The sequence below is a fragment of the Undibacterium sp. Di27W genome, assembly GCF_049340345.1.
Lineage (GTDB): Bacteria > Pseudomonadota > Gammaproteobacteria > Burkholderiales > Burkholderiaceae_D > Undibacterium.
The window spans coordinates 124,199-137,314 of sequence record NZ_JBMPOS010000001.1 but is presented as its reverse complement, the minus strand read 5'-3'; the positions used below and the strand labels follow the sequence as shown (position 1 = coordinate 137,314).

Annotated in this window: 18 protein-coding genes; 13 read left to right on the top strand and 5 right to left on the bottom strand. The window is 49.3% G+C overall.

Annotation, left to right across the window (positions count from 1 at the left end; translation table 11 throughout):
- Positions 1–17 precede the first annotated feature (17 nt).
- Positions 18–758 carry a hypothetical protein gene (locus ACO0LF_RS00555; RefSeq protein ID WP_423010937.1) on the top strand — a complete coding sequence of 247 codons (741 nt, stop codon included), beginning with the start codon at positions 18–20 and terminating at the stop codon, positions 756–758.
- 294 nt (positions 759–1,052) lie between these two features.
- Here ACO0LF_RS00555 and ACO0LF_RS00550 read toward each other — a convergent pair whose 3' ends face one another.
- Positions 1,053–1,463, bottom strand: coding sequence for a hypothetical protein (locus tag ACO0LF_RS00550; RefSeq protein ID WP_423010935.1), 411 nt, complete (start codon positions 1,461–1,463; stop codon positions 1,053–1,055).
- On the opposite strand from ACO0LF_RS00550, the gene ACO0LF_RS00545 reads away from it, so the two are divergent.
- Both ACO0LF_RS00545 and ACO0LF_RS00540 read left to right on the top strand, forming a co-directional pair.
- The gene (locus ACO0LF_RS00545; RefSeq protein WP_423010933.1) at positions 1,462–2,193 is read left to right on the top strand and encodes a DUF6969 family protein; all 732 of its coding nucleotides are present in this window, start codon (positions 1,462–1,464) and stop codon (positions 2,191–2,193) included. The two genes, ACO0LF_RS00550 and ACO0LF_RS00545, sit on opposite strands and share 2 nt — an antisense overlap.
- 118 nt (positions 2,194–2,311) lie before the next feature.
- Positions 2,312–2,797, top strand: a complete 486-nt coding sequence (locus ACO0LF_RS00540; protein ID WP_423010931.1) for a YHS domain-containing (seleno)protein — start codon at positions 2,312–2,314, stop codon at positions 2,795–2,797.
- A 56-nt stretch (positions 2,798–2,853) separates the two neighbouring features.
- Here the strand turns inward: ACO0LF_RS00540 and ACO0LF_RS00535 are convergent, their stop codons facing one another.
- From ACO0LF_RS00535 to ACO0LF_RS00525, 3 genes are all read right to left on the bottom strand, one after another.
- A complete protein-coding gene (locus ACO0LF_RS00535; RefSeq protein ID WP_423010929.1) occupies positions 2,854–3,381 on the bottom strand; it encodes a GNAT family N-acetyltransferase in 528 nt (175 codons plus the stop codon).
- A gap of 83 nt (positions 3,382–3,464) precedes the next feature.
- Positions 3,465–4,310 carry a PA4780 family RIO1-like protein kinase gene (locus ACO0LF_RS00530; protein WP_423010927.1) on the bottom strand — a complete coding sequence of 282 codons (846 nt, stop codon included), beginning with the start codon at positions 4,308–4,310 and terminating at the stop codon, positions 3,465–3,467.
- 13 nt (positions 4,311–4,323) lie between these two features.
- Entirely contained in the window at positions 4,324–4,581 is a 258-nt protein-coding gene (locus ACO0LF_RS00525) for a hypothetical protein (protein ID WP_422953521.1), read from the bottom strand.
- 259 nt (positions 4,582–4,840) lie between these two features.
- On the opposite strand from ACO0LF_RS00525, the gene ACO0LF_RS00520 reads away from it, so the two are divergent.
- The 9 genes from ACO0LF_RS00520 (at position 4,841) to ACO0LF_RS00480 (ending at position 11,627) form a co-directional block, all read left to right on the top strand.
- Complete coding sequence (locus ACO0LF_RS00520) at positions 4,841–5,671, top strand: hypothetical protein (RefSeq protein WP_423010925.1); 831 nt, start codon at positions 4,841–4,843, stop codon at positions 5,669–5,671.
- 20 nt (positions 5,672–5,691) lie between these two features.
- A complete protein-coding gene (locus ACO0LF_RS00515; protein ID WP_423010923.1) occupies positions 5,692–6,624 on the top strand; it encodes a fused MFS/spermidine synthase in 933 nt (310 codons plus the stop codon).
- Positions 6,625–6,692: 68 nt separating this feature from the next.
- Positions 6,693–7,472 (top strand): DUF1223 domain-containing protein, encoded by a 780-nt coding sequence (locus tag ACO0LF_RS00510; RefSeq protein ID WP_423010921.1) that lies wholly within the window; start codon positions 6,693–6,695, stop codon positions 7,470–7,472.
- Between the two features lie 128 nt (positions 7,473–7,600).
- A complete protein-coding gene (locus ACO0LF_RS00505) occupies positions 7,601–8,047 on the top strand; it encodes a DUF2214 family protein (protein ID WP_423010919.1) in 447 nt (148 codons plus the stop codon).
- Between the two features lie 125 nt (positions 8,048–8,172).
- Positions 8,173–8,544, top strand: a complete 372-nt coding sequence (locus ACO0LF_RS00500) for a hypothetical protein (RefSeq protein ID WP_423010917.1) — start codon at positions 8,173–8,175, stop codon at positions 8,542–8,544.
- Positions 8,545–8,707: 163 nt separating this feature from the next.
- On the top strand, positions 8,708–9,067 hold the full coding sequence (locus tag ACO0LF_RS00495) for a LiaF transmembrane domain-containing protein (RefSeq protein ID WP_423010915.1): 360 nt from the start codon (positions 8,708–8,710) through the stop codon (positions 9,065–9,067).
- 33 nt (positions 9,068–9,100) lie between these two features.
- Positions 9,101–9,787 carry a LiaI-LiaF-like domain-containing protein gene (locus ACO0LF_RS00490; RefSeq protein WP_423010913.1) on the top strand — a complete coding sequence of 229 codons (687 nt, stop codon included), beginning with the start codon at positions 9,101–9,103 and terminating at the stop codon, positions 9,785–9,787.
- A gap of 21 nt (positions 9,788–9,808) precedes the next feature.
- Positions 9,809–10,888: a sensor histidine kinase gene (locus ACO0LF_RS00485; protein ID WP_423010911.1), complete on the top strand. Its 1,080-nt coding sequence runs from the start codon at positions 9,809–9,811 to the stop codon at positions 10,886–10,888.
- The gene (locus ACO0LF_RS00480) at positions 10,869–11,627 is read left to right on the top strand and encodes a LytR/AlgR family response regulator transcription factor (RefSeq protein ID WP_423010909.1); all 759 of its coding nucleotides are present in this window, start codon (positions 10,869–10,871) and stop codon (positions 11,625–11,627) included. Before ACO0LF_RS00485 ends, ACO0LF_RS00480 begins: the two co-directional genes overlap by 20 nt.
- 61 nt (positions 11,628–11,688) lie before the next feature.
- Here the strand turns inward: ACO0LF_RS00480 and ACO0LF_RS00475 are convergent, their stop codons facing one another.
- A complete protein-coding gene (locus ACO0LF_RS00475) occupies positions 11,689–12,546 on the bottom strand; it encodes an HDOD domain-containing protein (RefSeq protein WP_423010907.1) in 858 nt (285 codons plus the stop codon).
- Positions 12,547–12,800: 254 nt separating this feature from the next.
- Here ACO0LF_RS00475 and ACO0LF_RS00470 point away from each other — a divergent pair, with 254 nt between their 5' ends.
- On the top strand, positions 12,801–13,076 hold the full coding sequence (locus ACO0LF_RS00470; protein WP_423010905.1) for a hypothetical protein: 276 nt from the start codon (positions 12,801–12,803) through the stop codon (positions 13,074–13,076).
- Positions 13,077–13,116: the final 40 nt, after the last annotated feature.

The window sequence follows — 13,116 nt, the reverse complement described above, 5'->3', positions numbered from 1 at the left end:
CATCTGGCGACAAATCAATGACTATTTACCAATTGGCATGCGCCACAAGCTTGTGGATACTCAGCCAGGCAGCTCTTGCTGAAGAGACCATCACCGTGGCATGGCGCATCAAGCCTCCTCACCAATATCTGGAAAACGGTGTGGAAAAAGGCATTTTGCTGGAGCGAGCCAAACAGGTTTTCAGCAATACCCAAATCCCCCATCGTTTTGTGGAAGAGCCTGCAAAACGCATCTGGAGTAATTTTTCCAACAACACCAGGAATTATTGCTCATTCGGCTGGTACAGAATCGCCGAGCGAGAAGCGCTAGTACAGTTTTCCGAGATCTTTCATACTGATCCGCCCCATACCTTGCTGGTCAGTCCTGCGGCGGCCCAACAAGTTGCGGCTCACCGCTCACTCAAATCCTTAATGGCAGATAGCAGCCTGACCGTCGGCGTGGTTGGCGCAGTGTCGTACGGGCCAGAGCTCGATGCCATGATCACTGCCACAAAAAATAAAGTGGAACGCAGCACTACCCTGCCCATGATCATGGCACGCATGGTCGCTGCCAATCGTGCCTCGTATATGTTGATAGACAGAGAGGATTGGGAGTACCTGAAGGACAAGGAGGAAAGCATCAGCCAGACTACGCAAATGGATTTACAAGGCATGCCAGCGGGTCTGAACCGGTATATCGTTTGCAGCAAAGATGTCACAGCCGAACAAATGCGTAAGATCAATACCGCTTTACTCAAAATCTATCCATCAAAAAAATGACAAGCTCCCTTCAAGCGACGACCAACTGCAGCTCATGTATATTTACATCACAAAAAAATCAGAAAATTCGGAAATATTTTAATTTCAAAGATGAAAATTCCAAATAAATAAGAATTTAATAATTATTATTTCGTCTTATATTTATTTCTCATTTACTTGTAAGTTTTCTCTATTAAGCCCGACTTAGCTGCTGTAGCATCAAAATCTCAGCGTGGTGGCAGCAAATCAAGTGAGCCTATGAAGTACAGGCACACTGAGGTGCAGCAACTACAATTTAACAGCCTTGCTACGGGCTTAATTTATCCTGACGGAGTAATAAATGAAATCGACATCCTTGACCAAAGCATTGAAACAAGTTGTTAGTGCATCCGTAGTTGCCGCTGCAGCCATTGCAGCCGCCCCAGTAGCAGCTGTCGCAGCATGCGCCCCCAAAGCTGCATGTGCTGCCAAAAAAGGCTGTTGTGCTGCTAAAAAAGGTTGCTGTGCTGCTAAAAAAGGTTGCTGTGCAGCGAAGAAAGGCTGTTGCGCTGCCAAGAAAGGATGCTGCGGAGCGAAGAAACATGCCAAGAAAGGCTGTTGCGCGGCGAAAAAAGGCTGCTGCGCAGCAAAGAAATAAGCATTTAAGTAAATCAGGGCGCGGCGACACTGCTTACAGATTGTCGCCGTTTTTGTATTTATCCCCAGGCTCGTTAGTCTTTTCCACATGCAGTTAAGCAAACTCCCTCAGCAATTGAAATCCATCCCTGACTGGACGCAAGTCGATACAGCAGAACTGGATTCAGCATGGCGCGCCGCCATTGACCTGGTTGGCAGCATGCAATCCCTGAACCAGCAGGGGCGGCAAGTAGTGGGGCAGATAATAGGTGATGCTGTTTTCACAGAATGGCAGCACTATCCTGAAAATGATGTACGTGACGATAAAAACGCGTCTCAATATTTTTATCATGCCCATCCAGGCCTGCAAAGACCATTTACTGAACACGGCCATTTCCATTTATTCGTGCACGCAGAAAAATTGGGCATGCGGCCAAGCACTAGTCGCTATGCGCCTGCGCCGGCACATGTCGTCGCCGTGTCCATGGATGCACAAGGTTTGCCATCCGGTTTTTTTGTCGTCAACCGCTGGGTGACCAAAGGCCCCTGGCTTAGTCTGGCGCATTGCAAGCGTGCTTTACAGCATTTCAAACTGGGTTCTGGCAGAGGGAATAAGGCAAGCAAGGACATCAATACCTTCTTGCGTGCCTTACTGCAGTTATATTACCCACGCATCATTGCCTTGCTCGAACAGCGTGACAAGATCATGGCCAGTCTCTGCAAGAATCGTGATCGCCGTAGTGTATTTGCTGATACCGATATAGAAGTGCTGTGCTATTGCCACATCGACTTGATGACAGACATTGCTGAGCTGGAAGAACTACATGCCAGTTTTGCCTGAATTCTGCATAGTAAAAATTTTTGAAAAATGAAAAATAAGCTGTAAGGAAATCATAGGCAGCGCGACCTATGTGCATGCTTGTCTTCTCAAGTGCTTATACTAAATTTGGAGTATTGCCATGACATTTTCAATTCTACGCCGCACCAGCCTGCACTATTTGTTCGCCACAGCAGCTCTCGTGCTCAGCAGTGGCTTTGCCACAGCCGCGCCCATCGCCCCGATATTTGCTACCGAAGCAGGTGCCATACGCGGATATGACCCGGTTGCTTATTTCAAGCAAAACAAACCTGTCAAAGGCAAGAAAGAACTTAGCTATCAATGGCAAGGTGCGGACTGGCACTTCGCCAGCAAGGATAACCTGGAAGCCTTTAAAGCTGACCCGGAAAAATATGCCCCGCAATATGGTGGTTATTGCGCCTATGGTGTAGCGCAAGGCTATACCCCGGAAATTGACCCTGCCGCCTATAAGGTAGTGGACGGCAAGCTTTACCTCAATCTCAGCAAAGATGTATTGAAGCGCTGGGTCAAGGATATCCCTGGTTATGTGAAAGATGCCAATGAAAACTGGCCACAGTTAAAAGCTGGCACTTACGTGGAAAAATAAGTTTCCAGTCATCCCAGCCTTTTTGCAGGCTGGGATGTATTGCCTGCCGTCAGAGGTCAGAGAGTTTCCCACTCATCCCTTAACAAGGCATACATGGCGATATCCCTGTGCTTGCCACGCGTGAAAATAGCACCCCGTGCAATGCCTTCTTTTTGAAAACCACAATTAATCGCCACTTTTTCTGAGGCAATATTGTCAGTGTTCATATGAATTTCCAGCCGGTTGATCAACATGGTACTGAACAGATAGTCCCTGAGCAATTTGACAGCCTCGGTCATGATGCCTTTGCCGTGCAGGCTCTTGACGAACATGCCATAGCCAATTTCACGTGAATTGAAATAAGGCACGGTCTTGAAATGAAAAACACGACCTATGATTTTCTCATTTTCATCGATAATCAAAAAAGTCTCGAACTGCTCTTTGGAACGTGATTCATCTTCAAATTTTTTCTCTGCCACACCTGGCAACATCAATTCCTGGGATAAAAAATCACCCTTGCCATCAGGGTGATTCATCAAGTCCATGAGGGTCATGACATCTTCTTTCCTGACGTGGCGCAGGTGAAAGCAACTTCCTTTGATCATGCATACACTCCTGTATTAAACAATTGTATTGGTCTACGAATAATCAGAATGGACAAAGAAGAATGACAAGAGTTCCCGAAGGCCTAGGTTTCCAGCAAACGCCTTTGCCTTTCTTTTTCTTCAAAGATGGCGGATTCAATTTCTTCCATGACGGCACCCAGATCAACCGGGCGGGTGTCTTGTGCAACAACGCCTGTCAATACGGTTTCTGGTGTCAACAAGCCTGCGGTAAATAGTTTCCAGATTTCCTTGCCAAACTTTGTACCGTTAAGCTCTGGTGCAAACTGGCCGAAGTAAGTCGCCAAATTGTTGACATCGCGCTCCAGCATGACGCCTGCCTCGGTATTGCTGGCCGCATCTATCGCCTGCGGCAGATCAATGATGACCGGACCTTCTTCATCAACGAGGATATTGAACTCAGACAAATCACCATGGATGACACCGGCGCATAACATCAGCACAACCTGATGCAACAACTGGGCGTGGTATTTTCTTGCCAGCTCTGGCGTCAATTCCACATCGTTGAGACGGGGCGCAGCATTACCATCAGCATCTGTCACCAGGTCCATCAGCAATACGCCTTCATGACAGATATACGGCCTGGGGACTTTGACGCCAGCAGCGGCCAGTCGATACAGAGCATCGACTTCGGCGTTTTGCCAGACTTCTTCCTGCATCTTGCGGCCATAGCGCGTGCCTTTTTCCATGGCGCGGGCCTGTCGGCTATTCTTGACCTTGCGGCCTTCCTGGTAAGAAGCAGCGTTTTTAAAACTGCGCTGGCTGGCTTCTTTATAGACCTTGGCACAACGAATTTCTTCGCCACAGCGCACGACATATACGGTAGCTTCCTTGCCACTCATGAGCTGACGCATGACTTCGTCGATCAAACCTTCTTCCTGCAGGGGCAGCAGTCGTTTTGGTGTTTTCATTCGGTCAAGGTACTCAGGCTTTACGTGGCTTGCCGCCAGTTTTTACCAGTTTGACTGGTGCATGCCCACGCGACTTGTTACGCATGTCGTAGATCGTCTTGGCGTCCTGCTCGGCACGCTCTTGCGTACGCATTTCAGGAACATCGTCATGCTTGCTAAAAAACTCGGCGGCCTGGGCGCGCATCACGTGCTTGATGGCTTCATCGTCGCTGAGGTCAAATCTCTCTGTCATTAAAGTCGTGACTTCATCCAGATATTCTTCATAGGTCATCATGCTGGTTTTTCCTGTCTGTCATGAAGTGCGTTTGGAAACTGCGGCTGTGGATGTATTGCATCCATGGCAATTTTATAACGAGTATGGTCAATAAAATAAGCGTACTTAGCAGGCGCACTCTATAGGGCAGTTTGCGCCTGAAAAGTTTACGCCGAAAGACCAGTATTGTACACGTGCTACCCGCTGACAACGGTGTTGCGCCTGTTCTCGGCTACAATGCCGCCTTCCCCGAAAAATTCCTGCCTGGATTAATTGTATGAGTATTATCATCCATGAGGCCTTGCGCGCCTATATAGACCCCCTGACCGAGCATGAATTTGCTGCTCTGGAACGCAGTATCCTGACTGAAGGCTGCCGTGACGCTCTGGTATGCTGGGGTGAAATCCTGATAGACGGACATAACCGCTATGCGATTTGCCAGCGCCATAATCTGCCCTACAATATTGTTCAAAACGACAACTTCAGCAATATCGAAGACGTGCAATTGTGGATGATAGACAATCACCTGGGTCGCCGCAGTGTCACTGACTTCCAGCGCGGTATGCTGGCCTTGCGTAAAAAGGAAATTGTCCTGGCGCGCATGAAAGCGCAGGAAGAACAGGCACCCTCAGACAATGCAGAGAGCGAAGTCGCCGTTCCGGTTGTCAAACCTACGCAAAGCCGCCAGGAAATCGCCCGCCTGGCAGGTATCAGCAGCAATGCCGTGGTACAGATAGAAAAAATCCAGAAAGCGGCTGCACCTGAACTGGTGCAGGCGGTGCGCGACGGCACTATCTCCATCAGTGCTGCGGCAGCAATTGCCTCACTGCCCAATGAAGATCAGGTCGCTGCCGTAGCGGGTGGCCGCAAGGAATTACAACAGGCCGCCCGCCAGGTCAGGGAAAAAGTGCGCGAGCAAAAAGCCCCGGCCAAGGCTGTTGCCACTGAAGCGGCTGCGCCTGCAGTGATGGAAGGCAGACAAGACAGCGCCAGCAGCAGCGGAGTTGATGAACTCAGCAACCTGCGCCAGCAAATCTTGCATCTGCAGACTGAGAACAGTGAATTGCTGAGCCAGATTGCAGCATTGAAAGCCCAGCTGGCAGGCTGAACGCACTAAAGGGAGCAGATATGAAAAAAACCCGGCAAAGCCTGTCCAGCCTGTTCCTGCAGCAGGTGCCGGCGGCTGAGCGCGAGCATATCCGCCGTCTCGAAGAAATACAAAAAACGCATGAAGGCCGCCCTTTTCATTTCGATGACGGCAATCTGCGCATCATGTATCTGAATCCGAAATGCATGCAAAGCGCGATGAAGCTGGATGCGCCGGATGAACTGGTGTGTGCCTACTCACGCACAGTCATGGGCTTGCTCATGTTCCAACCGCAGCCACGGCACATCTTGTTGATAGGCCTGGGTGGTGGTTCGCTGGTCAAATACTGCTATCGCCATTTGCCAGACTGCCGCATCACTGTGCTGGAAATCAATGCCGACGTGATCGCCATGCGTGAGCTGTTCATGCTGCCGACAGATGATGAACGTCTGCAAGTCATCCATTGCGATGCAGTGACCCACTTGCAGGACAATACTTATGATGCCGATGTCTTGCTGCTGGACGCCTATGATGAAAACGGCCTGGTTGCAGCTTTGAATACAGCAGAGTTTTATGCGATCTGCCATGCCAATCTGGTGGAAAATGGCATCATGGTTGCCAATGTCTGGGGCAAGCCCAGCGCCCTGGCTGGCATGTTGAGCCGCTTGCGCCAGCAGTTTGCGCGCCAGGTCAGTTGGACGCGTTCACCTGATAGCTACAATCTCATTGTGTATGCCGTTAAGGGCGCATTGAATCAGGCCAATGAACATACGGTAAAGACTTTGTCAGACAAGCATCCATCCTTGCAATTTTCTGCATTGCAGAACAAGCTGCTCAGCCTGCCCCTGTCTGCCGACTACGGTGATGCAGAGGAAGAACTGGCTGCACTCAAACTAAGCCTCGCGACTATCATGGTGCCTGATGCCAATGTCCCGCAAAACTATGCGGACTGGAAAAAGCAGATAGACCAATAAAGAGTAGCGCGATGTAAGGTAAACACACAAGCGACGACCAATGAACATCCACCCACTGAGGATAGTTCATGAAAGCCCTGATCTTATTTGGCGTTTTTGCCTGTGCCGTTAGCAACATACAAGCTGCCGAAATCTGCAGTAAATCCAGCCCGGCACACACCGTCGCTCTGCTGGAGCTATACACCTCCGAAGGTTGCGACAGTTGTCCACCTGCCGATAAGACCATCAGCCGCCTGTATCAAAGCACTGGCCTCAGCAGCGAGCAGGTCATTCCCGTTTCACTGCATGTCGATTACTGGGATTATCTGGGCTGGAAAGATGTGTTTGCCAAAAAGACGTATACGGACAGGCAAAGGAACCTGGCTGATCTGGCGAATAGCCGCACTGTCTATACGCCAGAAATCTTCATCGCTGGCAAAGAGCAGCGCAACTGGCGCAATGGCATGGCAGATGACATCCGCCGTATCAATCAAAAAGCTGCCACGGCATCATTGCGTCTGGGCATAGAAAAACTGGCTGATAACAAGCTGTATCTCAATCTGCAAGGCAATAGCAAGCAAGATGCGAAGCTGCATTTCGCCCTGCTAGAACAAGGCCTGATCAGCAAGATACAGGCAGGTGAAAATCGCGGAGCCACCTTACAGCATGATTTTGTTGCCAGAGAATGGGGCGAACCTTTTCAGCTCACTGCCGGGAAGCCAGCAGATTTTACTACTCAGTTAAGCTTGCCTACCAATGCTACCAATGCCAGGCGTAAGCAGTTATCAGTGCTGGCATTTGCCCAGGATAAGCAAGGCAATATCCTGCAGGCCTTGAGCTTGCCACTATGTGAGGCGCTGCAACAGTAATGCCATTCGCGCCAGATATTGGCTGGCTGGCGACAAAATTCACGGCCCCTATCTTATTTTTTCAGCAAGCAAGACGTAAATGGCTTAGACTTTCCGCACTCCCTGCCAGCCACGAAAGAGCCATCACAGTGAACATACTCGTCGCCTTGCTGCACCATATCGCCGCATTTACCCTGGTCAGCACACTGCTGGCAGAACTGGTACTGATACGCCAGCCGCTGACGCTGTCATCAGCCAGAAGCCTGCGCTTCATAGACAATATCTATGGCATGAGCGCCATGCTCATCATCGTGCTGGGTGTGTTGCGCGTCATCTACTTTGAAAAGGGCCAGGATTATTATCTGCATAATCATGCCTTCATGCTCAAGATAACAGCCTTTATCGTGGTGGGGTTGCTGTCTGTCTACCCAACCGTGGTATTCCTGCGCTGGGGCAAGTCCCTCAAACTAAACCAGTTACCGATTCTGCCTGAGGGGCAAGCCAGGAGCATACAAACGATTTTGAAACTGGAATTAACCGGTATTGTTTTCATTTTGGCAGGTGCAGTTCTCATGGCCAAGGGTTACAGTATGTAAAACAGCATAGTTTTCACTGAAGTTTCACACAAGAAAAGTTGTATAAATGCCTGACTTCTGGCAATCTTTCGATATCATCCAGTGCCGCCAGCCTACTTGGCCGCACGTTTTTTCGGGACATTGCCATGTACGATGAAAACGACTTCACTGCCGTATCCAAGTTCTTGAAACTGGGTATCAAGATCACGTTCAGAAATCCCATGGGGCAAACCCCCTCCTTCCAGTCGACTTTTCCTACGCCCAAGGGTGCCATCGTCACGCTGGATGAAAAAAGCCTGTATGACGTAGAGCGTAAATTGCGCAGCTTGATAGGCAGTGATGTGCCCGTCAAGACCAAGCTGGCACCATTTACCTACCTGGGCACGAATTTCCGCGGTTTGCTGTATTGCACCAAGGGTTCCAACGAATATATCGTCCAGGAGACGCATGACCTCTTTGGCACAGAATCCAAGCGCATAGTGCGCACAGCAGAGCATTTCATACAATTGCTCAGTTAAATCCTGCCAGTACAGGAACACCTCGCCGGATACCCTGTCTCTTCGTCAATTACCGACGATATGCTGCCATTCGCCGAATTTGGGGCGACAAGCGTCTGCACTTTCAGTATCTTGACTTCACGGAACACCAACACTGAAGTCTTTGATGAATGAAAGGATAGCTATGTCTTCCCATTTAGAAAATCAGCGTCACAGCAAGGGAAATTTGTTTTTTGGCCTGGCCCTGATCGTTGCAGGTAGTGTCTTTCTCATGGACCACATGGAGTTGATCCATGCGCTGGATTACTGGTTTTTGCTGCCCGCCATGATCGCCATTGGTGGCCTGGTTGATATTATCAGCCCCGACAAACCCGAGCACATCGCCAAAGGCTGTTTCAGCCTGGTGCTTGCCCTGTGGCTGTATATATCGATAGAACAACTGTGGGGCTGGACCTTCCATAACAGCTGGCCCTTGTTGCTGATTGCCTTTGGTATCCGACATTTAATTGGCGGTTTGCTGGCCAGCAGAAACACCCAGGAATAATTTTTCACTCTCCATAATTTTCGGATAAACATCATGAAAAACGATAACCCACAGAGCCGCATCCTGGTCGGTGCCCTGCTCCTGATTTTTGGTGCATTGGCATTATTAGATAATCTCAATTTGTTCAATGCCCGCGAAATCTTCCATTTCTGGCCCATGGTCTTTATTTTTATCGGTGCCTTGAAGATATCGAAAAGCGACACCACTGCTGGCTACGTCATAGGCTGTGGTTTCATAGGCCTGGGCGGTCTGTTGTTACTGCATCATATGGGTATTATTTATTTCCGTGTGCGTGACTGGTGGCCGGTTTTCCTTATTTTTGCTGGCTTGATGGTGATATTCAAGGGCAAGATCGGTGAGCATGAAAAAATGATCAACAATGGCACGAATCAGGATGCTGTCTGCAATATCGTTGCCGTCATGAGCGGCAACAAGCTGCAAAACAGTTCTCAGGAATTTCGTGGCGGTGAAATCAATTGCATCATGGGTGGTGTCGAGCTGGACTTGCGCAATGCCTCCATGCAGTCAGAAGCGACCTTGAATGTATTTGCCATGTGGGGTGGTATCGTCCTGAAAGTACCGAACGACTGGACCGTGGTATCGCATGGCTCCCCCATACTCGGTGGTTTTGATGACAAAACCGTGCCCCCCATGATGAATGCAAAAAAACTGTATATCAAGGGCTATGCCGTCATGGGTGGTGTAGAGATTCTTAATTAACGCTGGATAAAACCGACCTGTATGCATCCAATTTTGTCAGATCGTCGCCGCTTCCTGGTCTATATCGGTACCTGGATGTTAATTGCAGTATTAATCGCCAGATTACTGGTGGCGAACGATTTGACAAACTGGACGTATGCCTTATGGTTTTCAGTGCCTATCGCCTTGTTTGCCGGTTTTTTGACTTCTTCTGCCTATTTTGTTTGCCGGTCACTGCCCTTCAACCAGCGCAGCTTTAGCATCGCCGCCCTGGTATTTTGCAGCGCCGCCTTGATTTCCGGCATGAGCTGGCTGGGGCTTTGCCATGGCTGGAGCAAGGTGCTGGTGGCGGTTACTGACGAGACTAGCGCAGTACGCATCAGCACCCATTTATCAGTACTGTTTTTTATCACTGGCTTTGCGATTTACTTGCTGGCCTTACTGGCTTTTGATGTGTACATCGCTTTTGACAATATACGCGAGGCAGAAAGACGTGAAGCAGCATCGCGCCTGCTGGCCAGGGATGCTGAACTGCAAGTCTTGCGTTCGCAAATCGATCCTCACTTCTTGTTCAACAGCCTCAATTCCATCAGTGCCCTGACAGCCATCGATGCCGCGGCTGCACGCACCATGACCATTGCTCTCGCCGATTTTTTCAGGCAAACCCTGGCGATCGCAGAGAAAGAAAAGATTAGTCTCAAAGAAGAATTGCTCCTCTGCGAAAATTTTCTGGCAGTCGAAAAAATTCGCTTTGGTAAAAAACTGGGCATAGAATTTTCGGTTGCAACAGAGGCTGAAAATGCCTTGATCCCGCCTATGATATTGCAGCCTTTGCTGGAAAATGCCATCAAGCATGGCATACGCAATCTGGCCAAGGGAGGCGTGATCATGGTGACGATATTCCAGCGCGATCGCTGGTTGCATATAGCGGTAGAAAATCCGCTCAGCCCTGTCCCGGCAAGCAGCACTGGCAATGGCCTGGGCTTGAGTAATTTGCGCCAGCGTTTTTTTGCGCTGTATGGCGAACAGGCACGCGTGACCTGGCAGCAGACAGACGAAAAATTCATACTGGAAATGGCAATGCCTTTTGAACAGGACAACAATGAATCAGTCTATAAATAAGCGCCTGCAAGTCTTGATCGTCGATGATGAAGAACTGGCCCGCAGGCTCTCCATGGAATATCTGCGCTCACATACTGACCTGGAAGTCATAGGAGAATGTGAAACTGGACTGGAAGCAGTGGATGCCATCAGCAAACTCAATCCCGACCTGGTCTTGCTGGATATACAGATGCCACAATTGACGGGGCTGGAAGTGCTGGAAATGACAGGTCGGCGCAGCGGTGTCATCTTCACGACGGCCTATGATCAATTTGCCCTGAAAGCCTTTGACTTGCACGCGGTGGATTATTTATTGAAACCTTTTTCCCAGCAACGCTTTGATGAAGCCATCAGCAAAGCCCGCAAATTATTGGCGCAGGAAACCTCATCGTCCACGCAAGCTCTGGAAACACTATTGACACAGCAAAGTGAAAAACTGCAACGCCTGTTGATACGTGACCGTGGCCAGGTCCATGTGGTGCCGCTGGAAAGCATAGACTATGTCGAAGCACAGGATGACTACATCCTCATCCATGCTGCTGGGAAATCGTATATGAAGACCCAAAGCCTGTCTGAGCTGGAAGCGCAACTGGATGCCAGCAAGTTCGTGCGTGTGCACCGCTCTTTCCTGGTTCAGATTACTGCGGTGCAGGCCATGGAAAAAACCAGCAAGGATAGCCAGGTTGCCATCCTGAAGAATGGCATGCAAGTACCAGTCAGTCGTGCAGGAAATGAGCGGATACGTGCTTTGCTGAATTAGAATTTGGTAGGAGCGGCTCCCGCCAATGATGGGCTTGAACTCCCATCTCAGGAATACATTCCTAATTGATCGCTTTCAGCACCAAAGCCAGTTCAGTCCGGGTTTCTTGCATCAACTCATCGATATTATCCTGATCGATATTCAATAGCTTGAAACTGGCTGGTACCGTACTCCAGTCCAGTTCTGCGATGGTTTCATTGACGAAATGCGCATCCAGAAAATCTGCCACGGTCACCACATCAATCAAGCCAACCTTATGGGTAGGACCAGGCTGGTGGTCACGGTGATCCAGTACGGCGACACGGATATCTTCTGAGATCTCCCAGTCTTCCAGGATGGCGCTACCTATGCTGGCATGCCAGTGATCGATCAAGTCCCATAATACCTGTTGCGTGCTGAACAACTCTTGATAATGATTGGCCCGGTTTAAAATATAAAACTTGCCGATATCGTGCAGCAAACCCGCCAGCATGGCCTTGTCGGCACTCAGGCGCGTGTATTTCCTCGCAATCACCATGGCCAGCGCTGCCACCCGCAGACTACGTCGCCATAAGCCATCCATCTGTGCCGACAGACTGCCATTGTATTTATTCTCTGCCAGTTGCTTCATGCCCACTGAAATGGCGATATTACGTATCGCCGAAAATCCCAGCAAGCTGGTCGCGGCCCGCAAATCACCTATTTTTCGCCCCTGGGGATTAAAGCTGACAGAATTACTCATATGCAGCACTTTGGCAGACAAGACTGGTTCAGTCCCTATGATGCGTGCCACCATATCGGTAGAAATATCCGGCTGGCTCAACGCCTTCCTGATCTTCATGGTCGCCCCTAAAGAAGTAGGGAAAACCAGCTTTTTGGCAGACAATTCCGCGGTAAAAGCTTCCAGGAAAGCAAATTCGGTCGTTTTTTGGTCTGTCATGATAGCAATGAGAATGCTGACGATTTTTTATTGTACCTTGGCAAATTCTTTTTTGCAGGATTGAGAATACTTACTTACATGATTTATCAATTGCGCCAGTAGCAAACTTCAGCTTGCCATACTTTTGGGCAAGCCAAAGCCACCTTTTAATCCCGCATTTATGCAGTTCGTCGCAAGGCCACAGCAAGTGGGACGGCAAAAGCGTATTCTGACTCCATCGCAACACACAATAAAGAAAACCAGGGGAAACCAAAATGAAATCTGCTCAAACCGACCAAATCCTGATCTTGCTGCGCCAGAGTGCACATGAATTTTTTTACTTCTGTCGCAAAGCGTTTATCGCCATGATGGAATTGCCATTGCCACACTTGCTGGCGATATGCCTGGCCATTGCAATTGCCTTGATGATATTGCCCCTGGCACTGAGTATTTTCATTACTTTCATGATTTTCAAGCTTATCGTCATCTTGCTGGCGATTAATCTGAAAAAGAACCAGAAGCAGGCAAGACAATTGCACGAAGAATCATAATTAAGTGAGGTCCAAAGCCTCACTTATGCGGCAAAACAAT